Genomic DNA, 21352 nt, shown 5'->3' with positions numbered 1-21352 from the left:
TGATAGTGCGGATCTCCCGTGTGAAAGTAGGTAATCGTCAGGCTCCTCATGCAGCAACAAAAACCCCACCCCCAAACAGGTGGGGTTTTTGCATTTCTGCAGCGTTTGGCTGATCTGCCGGATTCGATCAGCCGTGCACGCCTTGATCGCGCGATAAAATCAGCAAAACATTGCGCAGCCGATTGCCATTCGAGTTCCCATGCTACGTTTAAGCGAAATCAAGCTTCCGCTCGATCATCCTGATTCGGCCATCAAGCCTGCGGTCATCGCGCGCCTTGGAGAAATCGGCGTGACGTCAAGCGAACTCGTGCGCTTCCATGTCTTTCGCCGCGCGCACGATGCACGCAAGCGCGCCGACATCAAGCTTACGTACATCATCGATGTGGAGTTGGCGGATGAAGCGTCGGTGCTCGCGCGACTAAAGGCCCGGCCGCATCCGCATGTCGGCATTACGCCGGATATGGCTTACCACTTCGTGGCCAAGGCGCCTGAAGCATCGAGCCAGCTTCGCCCCGTCGTCATCGGCATGGGGCCGTGTGGGCTGTTTGCCGGGCTGATTCTCGCGCAAATGGGTTTTCGCCCGATCATCCTCGAGCGTGGAAAAGCCGTGCGCGAGCGGACGAAAGATACTTGGGGTCTGTGGCGCCGAAACGAGCTTAACCCGGAATCCAATGTGCAGTTCGGTGAAGGCGGCGCTGGCACCTTCTCCGATGGCAAGCTCTACAGTCAAATCAAGGATCCGAAGCACTACGGGCGCAAAGTCCTCGACGAGTTCGTCAAAGCGGGCGCGCCTGAAGACATCCTGTATCTGAGCCGGCCGCATATCGGCACGTTTCGACTGGTCAGCATGGTCGAAAAGATGCGCGCGAATATTCATCAACTCGGCGGCGAAGTACGATTCGAGCAGCGCGTCGAGGATATCGACATCGACGATGGCAAGGTGCGCGGTCTACGCCTGTCGAGCGGAGAAACGCTGCGTTGCGATCACGTTGTGCTGGCCGTCGGACATAGCGCGCGCGACACCTTCCAGATGTTGCACGATCGCGGCGTTTTCCTGGAAGCGAAGCCGTTTTCGCTCGGGTTTCGTATCGAGCATCCGCAGGGCATTATCGATCGGAGCCGTTTCGGCAAAATTTCCGGTCACGAACGGCTTGGCGCCGCGGACTATAAAGTCGTCCACCATTGCAGCAACGGCCGCGCTGTCTACAGCTTTTGCATGTGTCCTGGCGGAACGGTTGTCGCGGCGACGTCGGAGCCCGGCCGAGTCGTGACCAATGGCATGAGCCAGTACTCGCGCGCGGAACGTAATGCGAACGCGGGTATCGTCGTCGGCATCACGCCGGAAGATTATCCGGGCGGTCCACTCGCGGGCATCGCCTTCCAGCGCATGTGGGAAGAGCGTGCGTTCGAACTGGGCGGCGGCGATTACAGCGCGCCTGCACAGCTTGTGGGCGACTTCATCGCGAGGCGCGCTTCGACATCGCTTGGATCGGTCGTGCCTTCGTACAAGCCAGGCGTCAAGCCGACCGATCTCAGCACCGCGTTGCCCGATTATGTGATCGAAGCCATCCGAGAAGCACTGCCTGAGCTCGATAAGAAGATCCCCGGCTTCGCGATGCACGACGCCGTTCTCACTGGCGTCGAGACGCGCACGTCGTCGCCGCTGCGGGTGCGCCGCAATAATGACGATTACCAAAGCGTCAATGTCGAAGGCTTGTATCCGGCGGGCGAGGGCGCGGGTTATGCGGGCGGGATCTATTCAGCGGCGATCGACGGAATCGAAGTCGCGGAGGCCGTCGCGTTGAGGATGATGGCGGAACATGAGGCGGCCGTCCGGTAACGTCGCGACTCATTTGCAATCCATGCAAACGTCGAAGAGACATAACCAACGCCCATTGCCTCAAAAACGAAAAAGGGCGCATCGTCACCGTTGCGCCCTTTCATCCGCATCAAAAAACCTCAAGTAACCACGCCCACCTGCCAGGGCACGAACTCACTCTGCCCATACCCGTGCAGTTCGCTCTTCGATGCCACGCCCGACGCGCAGTCCAGCATCATCTGAAAAATCTGATCGCCGAGTTGCCCAATGCTCGCCGTTCCATCGATCACGCCGCCGCAGTTGATATCCATATCCTCTTCTTGCCGCTCCCAGAGCGCGGTGTTCGTCGCGAGCTTGAGCGATGGCGAAGGCGCGCAGCCGTAAGCCGAACCACGTCCGGTCGTGAAGCAGATGAGATTCGCGCCCGAAGCAACCTGACCCGTTGCGGACATCGGATCGTAGCCGGGTGAATCCATGAACACGAAGCCCTTGGCGTCGACGCGCTGCGCGTACTCATAAACCTCGACGAGATTGGTCGTGCCGCCCTTGGCCACCGCGCCAAGCGACTTTTCGAGAATCGTGGTCAGCCCGCCGACCTTGTTGCCCGCCGACGGATTGTTGTCCATCGCCGCACCGTTGCGCGCGCAATAGTCCTCCCACCACTTGATACGCGTCAGCAGTTTCTCGCCGACTTCACGGCTGACCGCGCGCCGCGTCAGCAAATGTTCCGCGCCATAAACCTCCGGTGTCTCGGAGAGAATCGCCGTGCCGCCATGCGCGACGAGTTTGTCGACGGCCGCGCCGAGCGCCGGATTCGCCGAAATGCCCGAGTAGCCATCCGACCCGCCGCATTGCAAACCGACGATCAGATGCGACGCCGGCACCGGCTCGCGCTTGACGCGATTCGCTTCCGTGAGCATCTCCTTGACCAATGCGATGCCGTGCTCGATCGTCTTTCTCGTCCCGCCGCTGTCCTGAATCGTAAAGCTGCGCAGACGCTCGCCGTCTTTCAGTCCGCTTGCTTCGAGCACGCCGGAAATCTGATTGGTCTCGCATCCCAGGCCGACGAAGAGCACCGAATAGAAATTCGGATGCACCGCGTATCCGGCCAGCGTGCGACGCAAGATGGCGAGGCCATCGCCCTGCATGTCGATGCCGCATCCCAAGCCATGTGTGAGCGCAATCACGCCGTCGACGTTCGGGTAGTCCGCCAGCGCTTCCGGATGAACGTCGCGCCGAAAGTGATCAGCAATCGCGCGCGCGACGGTCGCCGAGCAATTGACGCTCGTCAGCACGCCGACGAAATTGCGCGTCGCCACGCGGCCGTCGTCGCGGCGAATGCCCATGAACGTCGCGGGTTCATCGACGAAAGGCGTCGGATGCTTGTCGATGCCGAACTCGTGCTCGCGCGCGAACTCGGCCATCGACAGATTTTGCGTATGGACATGCTGGCCGCGTGCGATGGCGTCCTTCGCCACGCCGATGATCTGGTTGTAGCGCTTGACGGGCTCGCCCGCGGCGATGGCGCGCGTCGCGATCTTGTGGCCCGGCGGAATCAGGCCCATGACGACGAGATCCTCCGACGCGATGCGCGCGCCGGAGAGCAGCTGACGTGTCGCGATGACGACATCGTCTTTGGGATGCAGCCGGATGACCGCATGGTCGGTGGATGTGGTGGACATGATGTTTTCTTAGATCGTGGAGGGAGCGCGCTTGTCGGCGAGGGCTTCCGTTTCGGCGCGGTTGAGCGGTTCGATCTTGCCGACAATCACAAGATAGCTGAACGCGCCGAGAAAGCAGAAGCCGCCTGCAACACACAGCGGAATGGTGAACGAGCCTTTCGTCATTTCGACCATGACGCCCGTGAACGTCGTGATGACGATACCCGCCAGGTTCGACGCGAAGTTCTGAATGCCACCGATGGACGCGACGTGTCCCGGCGTCGGTGCAACATCGCCCGGCAGCGACCAGATGCTGGCCGCGGCGAACGCGAGGCTGCCGTATGCAACGCCGAAAAAGCCGAGCATCAGGTAGATGTTCGTGGTGAACGCCGAGAGCGTGATGACCGACGACAGCAGCATGCCGCCGACCATGCAGGTCTTGCGCGCCGCCGTGAGGCTCCAGCCGCGCTTGAAGAGCGAGTCGGACACGACACCGCCGAGCCAGCCGCCCGGGATGGACATCAGCGCCGGAATCATGCCGAGCGTGCCGAGCGACTTGAGCGAGAAGCCATGCGTCTGCACGAGATAGCTCGGGAACCAGGTGATGAAGAAGTAGATCACGAAGTTCAGGCAGAAGAAGCCGAGCATCATGCCCCACAGCGTGCGGTACTTGAAGAGCGAGCCCCACGAGACCTTGTTCTTCGGCGCGACCGGTTGCGGCGGGACATCCACGGGACCGGTGAGGTCGCCGAGCGACTTATTACGGTAAATGAGGAACCAGCCCAAGATCCACACCGCGCCGAGTGCGCCAGTGATGACGAACGACGCTTCCCAGCCCACCGAGCTGATGATGAGCGCAACGACAGGAATCGACAGCGCGGAACCGACACGCGAGCCGCTATCGAAGATGCTGGTGGCAAACGCGCGCTGCTGCGGCTTGAACCACTGCGCGACGAGCTTCGCGCACGACGGATACGCACCCGCTTCGCCGACGCCCAGCATCAGCCGGCAGCCGAACATGCCCGCGACGCTCGTCGCGGTGGCGGTGAGCGCCGTGAACACCGACCACCAGCCCACCGCAAGCGGCAGTGCGATTCGCGCGCCCACGCGGTCAACGAACCAGCCGAAAGGCATCTGCATGAGCGCGTAGGTCCAGAAGAAGCCGCTCAGGATGAAGCCCATTTCCGCCGGCCCGATGCCGAGCGCCTTTTCAATCTGCGGTGCAGCCACGGCCAGATTCGCGCGATCGATGTAATTGATCGCGATGGCCAGAAAGGCCAGAAATATCACTACCCAACGCATTTTGCGCATCGTTTGTCTCCTCGGGATGATGGCATTTCATTTCTGCCGGCCCAAACCGCCATGCCGACGCGGTGAGCCGTGATTCAAAAACGGTGTGACGGAGTCCGCGTTCTTTGGCGGTTCTCAATGCGCGTTCAATGCATCGCGCAGGCGCTTTTGTTCGATATCGAGTTCGAGTTCGGCAGCGAAATCGACCACAGGTTGAAAACGCCGCACTTTCTTCTCGTCGTGATTACGCGCGATATCCGCGAGCTTGTGCACGAGAAACGGGTTCTCGAAGCGGTCGCGCACGCTCGCGAGATAGTCGCTTGCCACGTCGCCCTTGCCGAGCGCGACAAACACCGGCAGCACTTCGTCGCGCCAGGTGGCTTCGAGCGGCTCGCGGTACGCGGAATCGCGCATCGCGTCGAGCACGGTCATGTCGGGCGCGCCGCCGCGCGTGCGCCAGATTTCCGCGAGCATCGTGTGGCCGAGGTTGAGCAGCAGCAGTTTCAGGCGCTCGTAGTGCGCGAGGTCGTCGGTGACGACGATGTCTTCGTGTTCGCACGGCAAGGTCATGCCCGCTTGCCGCTCGATTGCCCACAACGCGTAAGGCTCGGCAATCGCGCCGACCGGCAGGATAGGCTCCGACACGATGCGGTCCACGAGCGAATTCACCCAGACGCAATCGTTCGACAAGTAAGCGATGAACGCGTCGTCCGCATTCCATTTGCGTGCCAAGTCGAGCACGAGGTCGCGCAAGGTGTCGCCGTTACGCGAGACGAGTTCGCACGGCAACAGCGTGATCGGCGCCGCGCTCGCCTTGAAGCGTGCGTGCAGCAGCACGGCGAGCTTGGCCGCGAATCCGCGCGGCGTACGCGCGCCATCGAGCAGGTCGGCCGTGTCTTCGTCGAAAAGGGCGTAACCCGTGTCGGCCGTGTTCGAGACGATCACCTTCACGTCGCGTTCCATGCGTTCTAGCAACAGCGGCCAGTCGTCGTTGGCGTGCAGCGCTTCGGTGATCGAATCGCATTCGATGGTGGTGTCGACGGTCGCGTCGCGCTCGCGTCCGCGAATGCGTACCGGATAGCGGCCCGTGGCGCGCAGCGCATCGACGCGCGCGCGGCTGTCGGGACTCGACGTGGTCTGCACGACGGTGATCTTGCCGAGCGCTTTCGCAGGATCGCGCCGCGCGGCGTCGGCCACGAAGAAGTCGACGTGCGCTTGCAGAAAACGGCTCGTGCCGAACTGGAGAATCGGATTGGTCATGTCGGGCGGCTATCGCGCCATCGCTCGATGCGACGGCGAAGTACATAGGGGGTTTTGTCGTTGGGAACGGTTCCAGACAGCCGTAAAAAATATGGCCCATCTGGCCTTACCGAAATGCATACTAGTGGCTCGAATTGGAATTGGTCAAGCCACTTGTAAGCGTTTGAAAATGGTCGAACGCGCTTCGTACGGTGCGTCAACCCTTCCGCTGATTACAATCCACGTTTTCCCCGAGACATGCAGGAGTGTGCACGTGAGTGTCAAACCAGTCGAAACGCGTCGCCTCTACCTTCAGATCGCCGATAAGCTGCGCGCTCTGATCGAACAGCAGGACTTTGCGCCGAACGGCCGGTTGCCCTCCGAACGCGAACTCGCGCAGACGTTGGGCGTGTCGCGGCCTTCGGTGCGTGAGGCGCTGGTTGCGCTGGAACTGGAAGGGCGAGTCGAGATTCGCATGGGCTCGGGCGTCTATATCTGCGCGACGCCCGTGGCGAAGCCGCCCGCCACCGAGGCGGAACTGGGCGAGAGCCCGATCGAGATCATGAATGCGCGCAGCGTGATCGAAGGCGCGATTGCCGCGAATGTCGCGCCGTTTGCCAAGCCAAAGGCATTGAAGACGCTACGCGCCGTCTACGAGACCATGGCGCGCGAAGTCGAAGCGGGACAAGTGCCAATGAGCGCCGACCGCGCGTTTCACGTTGCGATCGCGCAGATGTCGGGCAACGACGTGCTGGTCAGGACAGTGGGCAGTCTCTATGACGAACGGCATAGTCCGCTGTCATCCACGTTACGCGGACATTTCGAGGGGGAGGAAACCTGGGCGGCCGCGCTTGGCGAACATCTCGAGATTCTCGAGGCGCTCGAAGCGCGGGACGCGGTGCAGGCTCAAGCCGCGATGCAGCGGCACATGCGCAAGTCGGCCGAGCGTCTGATGACACGGCGCAAAGGCTGAAACCGGCGCGCCTTCAAAGACGAACCGGTTCTCTCGAAAGTTAGCCCGCGTTAGCCGGGATACGCTTCATCGACCTTCAGGCCAGCCAGCTTGAAGATCACGCGCAGTGTCTGCGGCGCGATCTCGCGGCGCGAGGCGAGCGTGGTCAGGACGAAGTCCATCACCTTGGCGTACTTCAGCATGGTCAGACACGATTCGATATCCGTGGAGCCGTCGCGCATCGATTCGGCGAGACGCAGCATCTCCACCGAAATCTCTCGAGCCATTTCAAGTTCGAGTTGTTGCTTCTCGCTCCAGGCGGGCATCGTGGTCAGCGCCGCGAGCATCTCCTGAAACTGCTTTTCTGCTTTCTTGTCGGGGATCGCGTCCATCGCCGTCCTCTCCATGTTCATGGCGCCGGCGAGTCGCAATCGCCGCGCTGAGTGTTAGGTGTTACGTAACGAAAGCCGCTCGCGGGTGACGACGCGTACTGCGTTGTCGAGGCGTGGCTTTGCTACCTGCTTGTTGCTCTTCCTTGCTGCATTGGCGCGCCGGGCTTCTTCCCCACGCTATGCATCGTCCCGGCCAGATTCGCATACCGGACAATGCACGAAGTGTTCCAAGCGTTTTCTAGCCGTCTTGCATCGCCGGTCGACTTGGGCGGAACAAGAGCGTCTTCGCGCTTTTGGGTAAACTTCTCCTTTCGAGTCGGCAGAACCAGCGGTTAGCGCACATTCGGCGCAAACTAGCCTCGTTTTTTAATTTCCACGTCACTTTCACGATGGCCAAGAAGTCCTCCGCGTCGGCTCCGGGCACCCCCGACCCCACTACAAAGCACGAAATCCGTCCAGGTCAGTCGATCGAACTGCTGAAGGAACTTCATATCCTCACGCGCGACGGCAAGATGAATCAGGACAGCCGCCGCAAACTGAAACAGGTCTATCACCTCTATCAGTTCATCGAACCGCTGCTTGCCGACGTTCACGAACGCCAGGGTTCGGTGTCGCTTGTCGACCATGGCGCGGGGAAGTCTTACCTTGGGTTTATTCTCTACGATCTGTTCTTCAAGACTCTGCGCGATCGGTCACACATCTACGGTATTGAGACGCGTGAGGATCTTGTTCAAAAATCGGAGGAATTGGCGAAGCGGCTGGATTTCGAGGGAATGTCGTTTCTGAATCTGTCGGTGGCCGAATCGATTGAATCGAATCTGCTGCCGGATTCCATCGATGTCGTGACCGCGCTGCACGCCTGCAATACCGCAACGGACGACGCCATCCAGTTCGCTCTGCAGAAGAACGCGAAGTACATCGTCGTGGTGCCGTGTTGTCAGGCGGAAGTCGCGTCAGTGCTGCGCAAGAACAAGGGGCATGCGCTGTCGAAGAACGTGCTGACGGAGATGTGGCGGCATCCGCTGCATACGCGCGAATTCGGCAGCCAGATTACGAATGTACTGCGCTGCCTGCAGCTCGAATCTCACGGATATCAGGTCAGCGTGACGGAACTCGTAGGCTGGGAACATTCGATGAAAAACGAGCTCATCATCGCTCAGTTCAAGGACTTGCCGCGCGCCCGGCCCGCGCAACGGCTGTCGGATGTGCTCGAAACGCTCGGGCTGGACGAGTTGCGCGAGCGCTTCTTCGCGCACTGATCAGTCGCTTTTCATCCACGCCGCGAAACCTTCGTGACCGAGGCGACGCAGCGTTTCCATGTTGCGTTCGTAGATATCGGCGGCGTCGGGAAAGGCATCCACTGCGCGGTCGATGCTCGCTTCGCGCAGCAAATGAAAGATGGGATACGGCGCCCGATTCGTAAAGTTCTCGATGTCGTCGGGCTCGCTGCCTTCGAAGCGATATTGCGGATGAAAGCTCGCAATCTGCAGTTCTCCGGCAAGGCCCATGTCGTTCAACAAGCGGTCGGCGAAGAACAGCGCGTCGTTGTAATCGGTGAAGTGCGCAAAGGCGTGCGGCGTGATGAAAAGCGTCGTGTCGATGTCTTTTGCATCGCTTTCGCGCAAAAGGCGCAGTTCGTCCGCGAGTTCCGCGACGACATCTTCCACGCCGCGCGCGTCGCTCACGACATAGCGAATCTGTCCCTTCACATGCACGCTCTTGGCAAAAGGACACAGGTTCAAGCCGATGACAGCGCGGGTGAGCCAGTGGCGCGTGGCCGCGATCACATTTTCTTCGCGGGTGCTACGGTCGTTCATGGTGCATCCTGAATAAGCGGCTTACAGGCCGCGTCGATCAATGTGCGCGCAATGCGAGGCGCCGCGCGCATCGGCCCCGAACCGGGACCGTAAGTCTGGCTCGTCGCGTAGACGCCATCGACGAGCAACGCCAGCGATTCTGCCAGTTCGACGGGATCGGCGGCGCCCGCAGCAGCCGAAATCTCGGTGAGCCGCGTGATCAGATAGTGCTTGTTGCGCTCGACGGATTGCCGCGCGGGATGCGCCGGATCGCCGAATTCGCACGCGATGTTGAGAAACGGACAGCCGCGATAATCCGGCGCCGACGCGCGCCCGACGAGATCCTCGAGCGATTGAACGAGTTGCTCGGCCGGCGCGCCCGGATGCTTCTCGACGCTTGCCTCGAAGCGCTTGCGGAATCTTTCGTCCATGCGCTGCAGATACGCGGTGACGAGTTCGTCTTTCGAAGCGAAGCGCCGGTACAGGCTCATCTTGTTGACGCCCGCGCGTTCGACGACGGCATCGACGCCAATCGCGCGGATGCCTTCGCGATAAAACAGTTCCTGCGCGGCATCGAGCAATTGTTCCCGAGCCTGCACGCCGTCGGTTCGCACACTGCGGCGAGCAGGGGTTTTCGGCTGGCCGGCGGGAGTTCGTGTCACAGTCGCATCCTTGAATATTGCTTGGGTCTTGACATGTTACCGATCGGTAACTAAGCTCGCAACTCTGATGTGACAGGTCGGTAACGTCACGGCGCGTAAAACACGAAATTCACGGAACGGAGCAGCGATGAATTGGGTAGCGAGACGGCTTGGCGGCCGCGTGCATTACGGCTGGATCGCAGTGGGCGTCGTTTTCCTGGTGTTGCTGGCGGCGGCCGGCACGCGCGCGACGCCGAGCGTGATGATGTTGCCGCTCGAAAAACAGTTCGGCTGGTCGCGCGGAACCATTTCGCTCGCCATCTCGATCAACCTTGCGCTTTACGGACTGACCGGACCGTTCGCCGCTGCCGCCATGCAGCGATTCGGCGTGCGTCCGACCTTGCTCGCCGCGCTTGCGACCTTGGCCGCAGGCGTCGGCCTCTCCTCGATGATGACCGCGCCCTGGCAGATGATCGTAATCTGGGGCGTGATGGTCGGCGGCTCGACGGGCGTGGCGGCGCTCACGCTTTCGGCGACGGTGGTAAATCGCTGGTTCACGACGCATCGCGGGCTTGCAATGGGCATTCTCACCGCCAGTTCGGCGACCGGGCAGCTCGTGTTTCTGCCGTTTCTCGCGGCGTTGTCGGAGCATCACGGCTGGCGGCCGGTGGTTTTCGTCGTGGCTATAGCAACCGCAGTCGTCGTGCCGCTCGTCGCGTGGCTGCTGCCGGAGCGTCCGTCGGATGTCGCGCTGCGACCCGTCGGCGAAAGCCCGGACGCGCCGCCCGCCGTCATTCCGCCGCCGAAAAATCCGATCAAGGTCGCATTCGGCACGCTCGGCATGGCGAGCAAGACGCGCGATTTTTGGCTGTTGTTCTTCAGCTTTTTCGTGTGCGGCGCGAGCACGAACGGTTATGTCGGCACGCATCTGATCGCGATGTGCTCCGACTACGGCATGACGCAGGTGCAAGGCGCGACCTTGCTCGCGGCGATGGGCATTTTCGATTTGTTCGGCACGACGCTTTCCGGATGGCTTTCGGATCGCTTCAACGCGCGCCTGCTGCTGTTTTGGTACTACGGCCTGCGCGGGTTGTCGTTGATCTATCTGCCGTATGCGTTTGGCATCGACTTCTTCGGCTTGCCGCTTTTCGCGGTGTTTTACGGGCTCGACTGGATCGCAACCGTGCCGCCGACGGTGCGCCTCGCCACCGATGTCTATGGCAAGGAGTCGGCGCCGATCGTCTTCGGCTGGATCGTGGCGGGGCACCAGCTCGGCGCGGCGTTCGCGGCGCTGGGCGGCGGCATGCTGCGGTCGAGCCTCGGCAGCTACACCGTGGCGACGATGATCTCCGGCGGTCTTTGCCTCGTCGCAGCCGTTACGGTGCTGCGGATCAATCGCGCGGGGCGGTCGATGGGCGTCGCCGCCACTTGAGCGCTTCTGCGGACGTGTGAGTCCGTGACTTATCCTTGTCGTTCGATACTTGAACGGCGCGCATTGGGCCGATGCGCGCCGTTTGCGCTTTTGAGGGCGGCGCGAGGCAACGGTGCTGAATTGAAGTGGTAGCGTTGTGCGGTTGACTGCTGCAAGCCGTTATCGTGATGGGCAGGCCTCGCTTCTTCCATTCGCTGAAGGATTCCAATGATGACCTCCAAACCCGCCGCAACCGAAGTCGATATCCACGAACTACTCGCGGGCCGCTGGAGCCCGCGCGCGTTCTCCGACGCGCCGCTGAGCCGCGAGCATCTGCATAGCCTGCTCGAAGCGGCGCGCTGGGCGCCTTCATCGAGCAATTTGCAGCCTTGGCGTTTTATCGCGTTCGATCGGCATCGCGACGAAGCCGCGTTCCAGCGCGCGTTCGAAACGCTCGCGCCGTCCAATAGGACATGGAATGTTCGCGTGCCCGTGCTGGTCTGCGTGACTGCGTCGACGCTCACGCCGAAGGGTGTCAGCCGCACCGCGCTCTACGACACCGGCGCGGCCGCGATGGCGCTCGTGCTCCAGGCGCACGCGCTCGGGCTCGCGACGCATCAGATGGGCGGCTTCGATCGCGACGCGTTCCGCGCGGCGTTCGAGATTCCGCCGGAGGTGGAGATCATCGCGATGGTCGCAGTCGGTCATCACGGCGACGCGAATCTTCTCGACGACGCGCTGCGCGAACGCGAGGCCGCGCCGCGAGCACGCAAGGCGCTGGGCGAGACGTCGTTCGAAGGCGCGTGGGGAAAGAGTTTCGAGTGAAGCCAGGCTTACGCGGCGCGGGTGCGCTTGACTGCGGATGTGTACGACATCACCCCTCATCCGCCGATGACAGCGGCCGCGCAACATCTTCCAGAGACTTGCGCTCCGCCGCCACGCCCCAGATGCCGGCCACGACGGCGGCCGCGATCATCAGCGCCGAGCCGATCAAATAGCCGACGAACACCGCGCCGCGCTGATGCGTATCGATGAGTTGCCCGAACAGCGCCGGCCCGATGATCCCGCCGAGCGCCGTACCGAACGCATAAAACACGGCGATGGCAAGCGCGCGAATCTCAAGCGGAAACGTCTCGCTGACCGTCAGATAGGCCGAACTCGCCGCCGCCGACGCGAAGAAGAAAATCACCATCCACGCTATCGTCTGCGTGGTCACGGAAAGCATTCCGTGCATGAACATCCATCCGCTGATCGTGAGCAGCACGCCCGAGATCGCGTAAGTGAAGGCGATCATCCGGCGTCGGCCGAGCACGTCGAATAGCTTGCCGAGCAGAACGGGGCCCAGGAAGTTGCCCGCCGCGAACGGCAGCACGTACCAGCCGATGTGATCGCCCGGCACGTGATAGAAGTCCGTCAGCACGAGCGCGTAAGTGAAAAAGATTGCGTTGTAGAAGAACGCCTGCGCGGTCATCAACATGAGGCCGACCAGCGAGCGGCTCCGATGCACATGAAACAGCGTGTGCGCGACTTCCGAAAGTGGCGTGTGCTCGCGCATCTTTAGGCGCAGCGGCTTGATCGGCGTGTTCGGTATTTCGACGCCGTGCTTGCGAAAATGCGCTTCGATGTCCTCGACAATCTGCTTCGCTTCATCGACGCGGTTATGCGTGATGAGCCAGCGCGGACTTTCCGGCACCCACATCCGCATGAAGAGAATGGTGAGACCGAGCGCCGCGCCGATCAGAAAGCACCCGCGCCAGCCCCAATCGGGCGGCATCAGGCCCGGATCGAGCAAAACGAGCGAACCGGCCGCGCCAATGCCCGCGCCGATCCAGAACGTGCCGTTAATGGCGAGATCGGTCCAGCCGCGCAAGCGTGCAGGCGTGAATTCCTGGATCGTGGAATTGATGGCCGTGTATTCACCGCCGATGCCCGCGCCCGTCAGAAAGCGGAACAGCACGAAACTTGCGAGATCCCATGAGAACGCGGTTGCGGCGGTCGCGGCCACATAGAGAAAGAGCGTGATGAAGAAGAGCTTGCGTCGTCCAAGCCGGTCCGTGAGCCAGCCGAAGCCAAGCGCGCCGACCACCGCGCCCGCAATATATGCGCTGCCGGCGATGCCGACATCCGTGTTGTTGAAGTGCAGCGCCGGGCTCGACTTCAATGCGCTCGCCACCGCGCCCGCGAGCGTGACTTCGAGCCCGTCGAGCAGCCACGTGATGCCGAGCGCGAATACGATCAACGTATGAAACCGGCCCCAGGGCAGACGGTCGAGCCGTCCCGGTAAATCGGTTTCTATGATGTCGGATCGATCGCTGGCGCTCGCGGTCGAACGATTTTCCTGCGGTAAGGTAGTGTCGTTCATTGGCTCGTGCCCGCTGCATCCGCGCGCGCAACAGTGAATAAATTGCCGCTTTGGCGAGCAAGTTGCATTCCGCGCCGGTTGAAGCGTCGTGGCGGTTCCAGACGGGTTCGAATGCGGTTGATGCATGCCGCCGAACATGCTACAAACCCTGTCCACTTTTGAATGCGGCGTTGCCTCGTAACGCTGCCTCGATGTCCATGACCTACTGTGCGATCGATTTTGGCACGTCGAATTCCGCCGTCGCCGTGCCTGCCGCGATTCAGGCGCAGACGCAGGGTGGCCATTCGATCCGGCTGGCTCCCGTCGAGGGCGAGGCAACCACGCTTCCGACGGCCGTCTTCTTCAACACGGACGAAAACAGCCAGTCCTATGGCCGCGCCGCGCTCGAATCGTATATAGACGGCTTCGACGGCCGCCTCATGCGTTCGATGAAAAGCATTCTCGGCTCGCCGCTCGCCGACACTAGCACCGATCTCGGCGACGGCTCCGCCATCAAGTACACGGACGTCATCACGCTTTTTCTGCAGCATCTGAAGCAGAAAGCGCAGGCGGTCTCGCCAAGTCCGCTCGATCGCGCGGTTCTCGGCCGTCCGGTCTTTTTCGTCGATGACGATCCGCGCGCCGACCGCCTTGCGCAGTCGCAACTCGAAGCGTGCGCGCACGCCATCGGCTTGCGCGAGATTCACTTTCAATACGAACCGATCGCCGCCGCATTCGATTACGAAGCGCGCCTGACGCAGGAAGGGCTCGTGCTGGTCGCGGATATCGGCGGCGGTACGTCCGACTTCTCGCTCGTTCGCGTGGGGCCCGAGCGCGCTCGCCAGCTAGACCGAAAAAGCGATGTCCTCGCGCATCACGGTGTGCACGTGGCCGGCACAGATTTCGACCGGCGCGTCGAACTGACGACCGTTTTGCGCGAACTCGGTTATCAGACGCTCGATCCGCAAGGGCGCGAAGTGCCGAACCGCGTGTATTTCGATCTGGCGACGTGGCATCTGATCAATACCGTCTACACGCCCAAGCGCGTGAGCGAGTTGCAACTGATGCGCCACCTTTACCCCGAACCGCGTCTGCATGACCGGCTGATGCGCGTCGTCGATCGCAGGCTTGGTCATGCGCTGACCGCGCACGCTGAGGAAGCGAAGATCGACGTGGCGGCGGGCGGCGTAACCGAGATCGACATGGAAGAGGTGGAGGAAGCGCTGCGCGTCGCATTCGACGAAGCCCAACTGATCGAAGCAGGAGCGGACGAGACGCGGCGTATCGTCGAAGCGGCGCTGGAAACGGTGAAACGCGCGGGCGTGGCGAACGCGGATGTCGGCGCCGTGTACTTCACGGGCGGCACCACCGGTTTGCGCTTTCTGTCCGATGCGCTCGCGGCGGCTTTTCCCGGCGCACGAGCCGTATTCGGCGATCGACTTGCCAGCGTGGCGACGGGTCTCGGTATTTACGCGCAACGCGTCTTTACCTGATCGCGCTCGTTCCAAATGCAAAAAACCCCGCCGAGGCGGGGTTTTCTCTAAGCCGGATAAAAACTTACGCCGGCTTGATGTTCGCTGCTTGCTTGCCCTTGGGGCCAGTCTTCACTTCGTAGGTAACCTTTTGGTTTTCTTGAAGTGTCTTGAAACCCTCAATGCGGATTTCCGAGAAGTGTGCGAACAGATCTTCGCCGCCGCCATCCGGGGTGATGAAGCCAAAGCCCTTTGCGTCATTAAACCACTTGACGGTACCGGTTTCCATGTTACTTATTCCAAAAAATTGATGAATGAGGCCGAAGCCAAGGGTGCATGAAGATCAAGGAAGGGGCAATGGGACCAACCGGAGTACCGCGATGGCGAACTACGAAAGAACCACAAGTCACTCGCCACTTGAAATCCTGCAAGAAGGTTTATACGGCTAATCGTTTTCGCGGTCAAATAATATCCGACTGCCGCGCAGGGACTTTTTGAGATATCGCAACGTATCTTACGAATCTTTCATAATTTCACTGCCAACTGTCTATCACCGCCGTGTGGTAGCTTTCATCGCGCAAAAACTGATGAAAGCTGACAATCCTTCGCTGCATTCGAAAGGTGCAACCGTTACACTACGCGCCAACCTGCCAAGGTTGCACCAAAATCGCCCTATCACCGGACCGTAGGCCGGCATCGCGCGCGGCGGATGTGCATTCGTGCGCCTGACCTCCAAGCGCAAGGCGAGAGACACTGGAGAACAATGTGAAGAGTTCGATACAACGAAATATCGGGCCGATAGCACTCATGCTTACCGGCCTCGGTTCCATCATCGGTTCAGGCTGGTTGTTCGGCGCGTGGAAAGCGGCCAAGATCGCCGGTCCCGCAGCCATGGTCGCGTGGGTGATCGGCGCGGTCGTCATCATGGCGATCGCTCTTACTTACGCGGAGTTGGGCGCGACGTTTCCCGAATCCGGCGGCATGGTGCGTTACGCGCGCTATTCGCATGGCGCGCTCGTCGGTTTCATCAGCGCGTGGGCGAACTGGATTGCCATCGTCTCGGTCATTCCGATCGAGGCCGAGGCATCCATTCAATATATGAGCACGTGGCCCTATGAATGGGCGCATGCGCTCTTCGTGAACGAAACGCTCACGACTTCAGGGCTGATCCTCTCGGCGCTGCTCGTGGTCGTGTACTTCATGCTCAACTACTGGGGCGTGAAGGTGTTCGCGCGCGCCAACTCGACAATCACTGTCTTCAAGTTCCTGATTCCCGGCCTGACCATCGCCGGCCTCATCTATACAGGGTTCCATTCCGAGAACTTCGGCACGGTGTCGAGCTTCGCGCCCTATGGCTGGCCGGCCGTGCTGACGGCGGTGGCGACGAGCGGCATTGTGTTCAGCTTCAACGGCTTTCAAAGCCCGGTCAATCTCGCGGGCGAGGCGCGCAATCCGTCGCGGAGCATCCCGTTCGCCGTGATCGGCTCGATTCTGATCGCGCTCGTGATCTACGTATTGCTGCAAGTGGCCTACATCGGCGCGGTCAATCCCGCCGATGTCGCGAAGGGCTGGTCGCATTTCAACTTCGCGTCGCCGTTCGCGGAACTGGCGCTGGCGCTGAATTTGAACTGGCTCGCCGTGCTTCTTTATGTCGATGCTTTCGTGAGCCCGAGCGGCACCGGCACCACCTACATGGCGACGACCACGCGCATGATCTACGCGATGGAGCGCAACAACACGATGCCGAAGATATTCGGCAACGTGCATCCGTTCTACGGCGTGCCGCGTCCCGCGATGTGGTTTAACCTGTTCGTCGCGTTCGTGTTCCTGTTCTTCTTCCGGGGTTGGGGCACGCTGGCGGCGGTGATTTCGGTGGCGACGGTCATTTCGTATCTCACCGGGCCTGTGAGCCTGATGGCGCTGCGCCGCGCCGCGCCGGATCTGGAACGACCGGTCCGCTTGCCCTTAATGGGCTTGGTCGCGCCGTTCGCGTTCGTCTGCGCGTCGCTCGTCCTGTACTGGGCAAAGTGGCCGCTGACCGGCGAAATCATTCTGTTGATGGTCGTCGCGCTGCCCGTGTACTTCTACTTCCAGGGCAAGACCGGCTTCGCGGGATGGGGCCGCGATCTGAAAGCCGCGTGGTGGCTGGTGGCGTATCTGCCGACAATGGCCGTCATGTCGCTCATCGGCAGCAAGGAATTCGGCGGAAGTGGCGTGTTGCCGTATGGCTGGGACATGGCGCTCGTCGCCGTGCTCGCGCTCGTGTTTTACTTCTGGGGCGTACACACCGGTTATAGGACGGACTATCTGGATGAACGCGAAGCGCACGAAGACATTCAGCACGAAGTCGGCGCGTAAACAGATCGTCGACGAGAAGCGGTAAAACGAAGCCCGCCTGAGCAATCAGGCGGGCTTCGTTCTTTCCTGCTCGACTCGTACGTTCAGGCCTCAGGCGTCCGCGAACACGTAGTTCGTCATGGCGAGCGCGCGCTGGAAAGTGCCGAGCGACTGTATGCGCAACTGATAGTCATCCGCCGCAGCGCCTAGTGCGCCGAATACCGGCAGCAGATGCTCGTCGGTCGGATGCATCAGCGCGGCGTGCGGCGCGCGGGCGCGATAGTCGAGCAGCGCGTCGATGTCGCGATCGGCAAGACGCGCCTCGAACCATTGCGTGAACTCATCGACGCGCGGATCGGCATCTTCAGGACGCGCGCCGAAATCCGCCATGCGCAGGTTATGCGTGATCTGCCCGGAACCGACGATCATCACGCCGTCGCGCCGCAAATCGCGCAGCGCCCGGCCGATACCAAAGTGATGCGCGGCATCGAGGCGCGGTTGAATGGAAAGTTGCGCGACTGGGATGTCGGCGTTGGGAAACATGAGCAGAAGCGGCACCCACGCGCCGTGATCGAGGCCGTGCTCCGTCGTGCTCGCAGCAATGCCGTGTTTGCCGAGCAGCGCGGCGGCGTTGCGGGCGAGATCGGGCGCGCCGGGCGCGGGATAGCGCAGTTCATAGAGCGCGCGCGGAAAACCGTAGAAATCGTGGATGGTTTCCGGCCGCTCGGCGATGCTCGCAACGGGTTGCGTCGTGCCCCAGTGAGCCGAAAGCATGAGGATGGCGCGCGGGCGCGGCAGCGTTTCAGCGAGCGAGGCGAATTCGCCGGAAGGCATCGACGGGTCGATAGGCAGCGTCGGCGCGCCGTGGGAAACGAAAACGGAGGGGAGGGAAGTCATGGCGTCGCGCATTGAGTTGGATGCCACCAATGTACGGCCGGTATTAGCGGAAATAAACGGCTGGCGAAGCAATGAATTGTGTCGTCGGCGTTTGCAATCGAAGCGACGCTCAGTCCGCTTCGCCGCGCATCCCTTCCCATGCAGCGGCGGCCGGCGATGCGATCTGGAACAGATCGATCACGCGCGCGACGGTGTGATCCACCATCTCGTCGATGCTCGCCGGCTTCTGATAAAACGCCGGCAGCGGCGGAAAAATCACGCCGCCCATTTCCGTCACGGCGGTCATATTGCGCAGATGCGCGAGGTTGAGCGGCGTTTCGCGCACCAGCAGCACCAGACGGCGACGCTCCTTGAGCACGACATCCGCCGCGCGCGTGATGAGATTGTCGGAGAGTCCGTGCGCGATGCTTGCCAGCGTTCGCATGGAGCACGGCGCGACGATCATGCCTTCCGTGGAAAACGAGCCGGACGCGATGCTCGCGCCGACATCGCGCACGTTATGAACAACGTCCGCGAGCGCGTGAACCGTGGATTTATCGAGTTCCAGCTCGTGCTGGATATTGAGCCAGCCGGCGCTGGAAACGAGCAGATGCGTTTCCACGCCGGGAAAACGGCGCAACGTTTCAAGCAGACGCACGCCGTAAATTGCGCCCGTGGCGCCCGTGATGGCGACGATGAGCCGTCGTCGGGCGGCAGGCGCGTTCACTTCGAAAATGACTTCAGGCAGCGGCGAAGAGCTGTTGCAGTTCGCCGGATTCGTACATCTCCATCATGATGTCCGAGCCGCCGATGAACTCGCCCTTCACGTAAAGCTGCGGAATGGTCGGCCAGTTCGAGAATTGCTTGATGCCCTGACGAATTTCGTTGTCTTCGAGCACGTTTACGGTCGTGATCTGATCGACGCCACACGCCTTCAGCACCTGAATGGCGCGGCCGGAGAAACCGCACATCGGGAACTGCGCCGTGCCCTTCATGAAGAGGACGACCGCGTTTTGATCGACGAGTTGCTTGATGCGTTCTTGCGTTTCCATGATGTTCCTGCGCTTTGATGTCGGTGGGGACTAAGTGTTGAAATGATAGCGGATTTCGCTATTCCGGGCTGACCGCTGCCTGGCTCGCCCGCCGCGCTCAGGCATTGAAAACGCCGCCGCTGATGCGCTCGATTCCCGCCAGATCGCACAGCGAATGCACATCGGTGAAACCGCGCGCCGTGAGCAGTCGGCGCACGGCGTCGGACTGATCGTAGCCGTGTTCGAGCCACAGCACGCCACGGCGCGCAAGCAGAAACGGCGCTCGCTCGATAATGGTCCGGATGCAGGACAAACCGTCGGCGTCATCGGTGAGCGCGTCGCGCGGCTCGAAGCGCAGATCGCCTTGCTGCAAATGCGGATCGTCGCTTGCGATATACGGCGGATTGCTCACGATGGCTTCGAAGAGCAGCGAAGGATCGACCTTCGCGGTCCAGTCGCTTTCGACGAACGCGAGCGGCCCGCCCGCGCGCGCCGGATCGAGCAGCCGTTCTGCATTGCGACGCGCGACATCCAGCGCGGCGCCTGAGCGGTCCACTGCCCACACGCGCGCGTCGGGCCGTGCATGCGCAAGCGAAACCGCAATGGCGCCGGTTCCCGTGCCGAGATCGAGCACGCGCGCGTTCGGCGTATTCGCGATGGCGTCGAGCGCCGTTTCCACCAGCAATTCGGTTTCCGGGCGCGGAATCAGCACATCGGGCGTCACGTCGAATTCGAGCCCGAAAAATTCACGCGTTCCCGTCAGCTGCGCGATCGGTTCTCCCGCGACACGGCGCGCGACGAGCGCCTCGAAGCGGCTAACCGCGGTGGCGCCAAGCGCTTCGCGGTCGCGCGTGATGAGCTGCGTGCGTCGCCAGCCGAGCACGTGCATCAGCAAGACGCGCGCTTCGAGCGCCGGCAGCGCACACGCACGCAGCAGATCGACTGCGGTCGTCACTCGGTTTCCCCGAGCGCCGCGAGCAATTCCGCCTGATGCTCGCTCACGAGCGCGCCGATCAGTTCGTCGATATCGCCGTCCATGATGTATTCGAGCTTGTAGAGCGTCAGATTGATGCGGTGATCCGTCATGCGCCCTTGCGGAAAATTGTAGGTGCGAATGCGCTCGGAGCGGTCGCCCGACCCGATCAGACTCTTGCGCGTCGCCGCTTCCTTCGCGTGTTGCTCGTGATACTGCTTGTCCTTGATGCGCGCGGCGAGCACCTTCAGCGCGCGATCCTTGTTCTTGTGCTGCGAGCGGTCGTCCTGACATTCGACGACGATTCCGGTTGGCAAGTGCGTGACGCGCACGGCCGAATCGGTCTTGTTGATGTGCTGCCCGCCCGCGCCCGACGCGCGGAAGGTATCGATACGCAGATCCGCCGGATTGATCACCACTTCGCTGATTTCATCGGCTTCCGGCATGACCGCGACCGTGCACGCGGACGTGTGGATGCGCCCCTGCGTTTCCGTCGCCGGCACACGTTGAACGCGATGCCCGCCCGACTCGAACTTGAGCCGCGAGAAGGCGCCGTGGCCCGCAATCCGCACGATCACTTCCTTGTAGCCGCCCAAGTCGGACACGCTCTCGGACATGGTTTCGGCGGTCCAGCGGTTGCGCTCCGCATAGCGCAGATACATGCGCAGCAGGTCGCCCGCGAACAGCGCGGATTCGTCGCCGCCCGTGCCTGCGCGAATTTCGATGAAGATATTGCGCTCGTCGTTGGGATCGGTCGGCAGCAGCATGGTCTGCAGATCGCTTTCGATCGTCGCCATGCGTTCGCGCGCTTCGCCGATTTCCTCTTCGGCGAAATCCCGCATCGACGGATCGGACAGCAATTCCTGCGCGGTCGCTTCGTCGTTGAGCGCCTGACGCCAGAGCGCGTACTGCTCGACGACCGGACTGATTTCCGCATGTTCGCGCGTGAGTTTCCGATACTGATCCATATCGGCGGTCACGTCTTCGCGGCTCAACAATTCGTTGAGTTCGACCTGCCGTTTTGCAAGCTGGTCGAGCTTGCTTTGCATGCTCGTTTTCATCGGGCGGAGTTGGAGCGATGCTCCGGAGAATTGTGGAATCAGAAATGCCTGCGCGTCAGC

General features: G+C 61.6%; 20 protein-coding genes. 7 read left to right on the top strand and 13 right to left on the bottom strand.

Features of this window, described 5'->3' with window-relative positions; translation table 11 throughout:
* The first annotated feature begins 199 nt into the window (after positions 1 to 199).
* Entirely contained in the window at positions 200 to 1840 is a 1641-nt protein-coding gene (locus tag NCT04_RS12915) for an NAD(P)/FAD-dependent oxidoreductase (protein ID WP_250465786.1), read from the top strand.
* A gap of 119 nt (positions 1841 to 1959) precedes the next feature.
* Here NCT04_RS12915 and NCT04_RS12910 read toward each other — a convergent pair whose 3' ends face one another.
* The 3 genes from NCT04_RS12910 to NCT04_RS12900 all read right to left on the bottom strand — a co-directional run bounded on the left by NCT04_RS12910 (position 1960) and on the right by NCT04_RS12900 (position 6030).
* A complete protein-coding gene (locus NCT04_RS12910; protein ID WP_244826355.1) occupies positions 1960 to 3501 on the bottom strand; it encodes a UxaA family hydrolase in 1542 nt (513 codons plus the stop codon).
* 9 nt (positions 3502 to 3510) lie between these two features.
* Positions 3511 to 4791 carry an MFS transporter gene (locus tag NCT04_RS12905; RefSeq protein ID WP_244826354.1) on the bottom strand — a complete coding sequence of 427 codons (1281 nt, stop codon included), beginning with the start codon at positions 4789 to 4791 and terminating at the stop codon, positions 3511 to 3513.
* Positions 4792 to 4905: 114 nt separating this feature from the next.
* Positions 4906 to 6030 (bottom strand): mannitol dehydrogenase family protein, encoded by a 1125-nt coding sequence (locus NCT04_RS12900; protein ID WP_250465784.1) that lies wholly within the window; start codon positions 6028 to 6030, stop codon positions 4906 to 4908.
* A gap of 253 nt (positions 6031 to 6283) precedes the next feature.
* Between NCT04_RS12900 and NCT04_RS12895 the strand changes: the two genes are divergently transcribed.
* Positions 6284 to 6982 carry a FadR/GntR family transcriptional regulator gene (locus NCT04_RS12895; protein WP_250465782.1) on the top strand — a complete coding sequence of 233 codons (699 nt, stop codon included), beginning with the start codon at positions 6284 to 6286 and terminating at the stop codon, positions 6980 to 6982.
* A 50-nt stretch (positions 6983 to 7032) separates the two neighbouring features.
* Here the strand turns inward: NCT04_RS12895 and NCT04_RS12890 are convergent, their stop codons facing one another.
* Entirely contained in the window at positions 7033 to 7353 is a 321-nt protein-coding gene (locus tag NCT04_RS12890) for a DNA-binding protein (RefSeq protein ID WP_244826352.1), read from the bottom strand.
* Positions 7354 to 7742: 389 nt separating this feature from the next.
* Here NCT04_RS12890 and NCT04_RS12885 point away from each other — a divergent pair, with 389 nt between their 5' ends.
* Positions 7743 to 8612, top strand: a complete 870-nt coding sequence (locus NCT04_RS12885; RefSeq protein WP_250465780.1) for a class I SAM-dependent methyltransferase — start codon at positions 7743 to 7745, stop codon at positions 8610 to 8612.
* Here the strand turns inward: NCT04_RS12885 and NCT04_RS12880 are convergent, their stop codons facing one another.
* Positions 8613 to 9170, bottom strand: a complete 558-nt coding sequence (locus NCT04_RS12880; protein WP_250465778.1) for a DUF1415 domain-containing protein — start codon at positions 9168 to 9170, stop codon at positions 8613 to 8615.
* The gene (locus NCT04_RS12875; RefSeq protein ID WP_409014905.1) at positions 9167 to 9811 is read right to left on the bottom strand and encodes a TetR/AcrR family transcriptional regulator; all 645 of its coding nucleotides are present in this window, start codon (positions 9809 to 9811) and stop codon (positions 9167 to 9169) included. Before NCT04_RS12875 ends, NCT04_RS12880 begins: the two co-directional genes overlap by 4 nt.
* 127 nt (positions 9812 to 9938) lie before the next feature.
* Here NCT04_RS12875 and NCT04_RS12870 point away from each other — a divergent pair, with 127 nt between their 5' ends.
* Entirely contained in the window at positions 9939 to 11222 is a 1284-nt protein-coding gene (locus NCT04_RS12870) for an MFS transporter (RefSeq protein WP_250465776.1), read from the top strand.
* A 210-nt stretch (positions 11223 to 11432) separates the two neighbouring features.
* Positions 11433 to 12026 carry a nitroreductase family protein gene (locus tag NCT04_RS12865; RefSeq protein WP_250465793.1) on the top strand — a complete coding sequence of 198 codons (594 nt, stop codon included), beginning with the start codon at positions 11433 to 11435 and terminating at the stop codon, positions 12024 to 12026.
* A 49-nt stretch (positions 12027 to 12075) separates the two neighbouring features.
* On the opposite strand, the gene NCT04_RS12860 is transcribed toward NCT04_RS12865, so the two are convergent.
* Positions 12076 to 13563: an MFS transporter gene (locus NCT04_RS12860; RefSeq protein ID WP_244826348.1), complete on the bottom strand. Its 1488-nt coding sequence runs from the start codon at positions 13561 to 13563 to the stop codon at positions 12076 to 12078.
* Between the two features lie 197 nt (positions 13564 to 13760).
* Here NCT04_RS12860 and NCT04_RS12855 point away from each other — a divergent pair, with 197 nt between their 5' ends.
* Positions 13761 to 15035, top strand: a complete 1275-nt coding sequence (locus NCT04_RS12855) for an Hsp70 family protein (protein WP_250465774.1) — start codon at positions 13761 to 13763, stop codon at positions 15033 to 15035.
* Positions 15036 to 15099: 64 nt separating this feature from the next.
* Here the strand turns inward: NCT04_RS12855 and NCT04_RS12850 are convergent, their stop codons facing one another.
* Positions 15100 to 15303 carry a cold-shock protein gene (locus NCT04_RS12850; RefSeq protein WP_016346375.1) on the bottom strand — a complete coding sequence of 68 codons (204 nt, stop codon included), beginning with the start codon at positions 15301 to 15303 and terminating at the stop codon, positions 15100 to 15102.
* 476 nt (positions 15304 to 15779) lie between these two features.
* Here NCT04_RS12850 and NCT04_RS12845 point away from each other — a divergent pair, with 476 nt between their 5' ends.
* Positions 15780 to 17372 carry an APC family permease gene (locus tag NCT04_RS12845; RefSeq protein WP_250465772.1) on the top strand — a complete coding sequence of 531 codons (1593 nt, stop codon included), beginning with the start codon at positions 15780 to 15782 and terminating at the stop codon, positions 17370 to 17372.
* Positions 17373 to 17462: 90 nt separating this feature from the next.
* Here the strand turns inward: NCT04_RS12845 and NCT04_RS12840 are convergent, their stop codons facing one another.
* From NCT04_RS12840 to prfA, 5 genes are all read right to left on the bottom strand, one after another.
* Complete coding sequence (locus NCT04_RS12840; RefSeq protein ID WP_250465770.1) at positions 17463 to 18248, bottom strand: DODA-type extradiol aromatic ring-opening family dioxygenase; 786 nt, start codon at positions 18246 to 18248, stop codon at positions 17463 to 17465.
* Positions 18249 to 18357: 109 nt separating this feature from the next.
* Positions 18358 to 18954, bottom strand: coding sequence for a UbiX family flavin prenyltransferase (locus tag NCT04_RS12835; protein ID WP_250465768.1), 597 nt, complete (start codon positions 18952 to 18954; stop codon positions 18358 to 18360).
* Between the two features lie 13 nt (positions 18955 to 18967).
* Positions 18968 to 19279 (bottom strand): Grx4 family monothiol glutaredoxin, encoded by a 312-nt coding sequence (gene grxD, locus NCT04_RS12830; RefSeq protein ID WP_244826344.1) that lies wholly within the window; start codon positions 19277 to 19279, stop codon positions 18968 to 18970.
* 97 nt (positions 19280 to 19376) lie between these two features.
* Positions 19377 to 20213: a peptide chain release factor N(5)-glutamine methyltransferase gene (prmC, locus tag NCT04_RS12825; RefSeq protein ID WP_244826343.1), complete on the bottom strand. Its 837-nt coding sequence runs from the start codon at positions 20211 to 20213 to the stop codon at positions 19377 to 19379.
* Positions 20210 to 21292 carry a peptide chain release factor 1 gene (gene prfA / locus NCT04_RS12820; RefSeq protein ID WP_244826342.1) on the bottom strand — a complete coding sequence of 361 codons (1083 nt, stop codon included), beginning with the start codon at positions 21290 to 21292 and terminating at the stop codon, positions 20210 to 20212. The genes prmC and prfA overlap by 4 nt, the downstream gene beginning before the upstream one ends.
* Positions 21293 to 21352: the final 60 nt, after the last annotated feature.

Origin of the sequence: Caballeronia sp. GAFFF2, assembly GCF_023631485.1 — a bacterium.
Lineage (GTDB): Bacteria > Pseudomonadota > Gammaproteobacteria > Burkholderiales > Burkholderiaceae > Caballeronia.
Note: the sequence above shows the minus strand (reverse complement) of the source record. Positions and strands in the feature narration are given on the sequence as shown.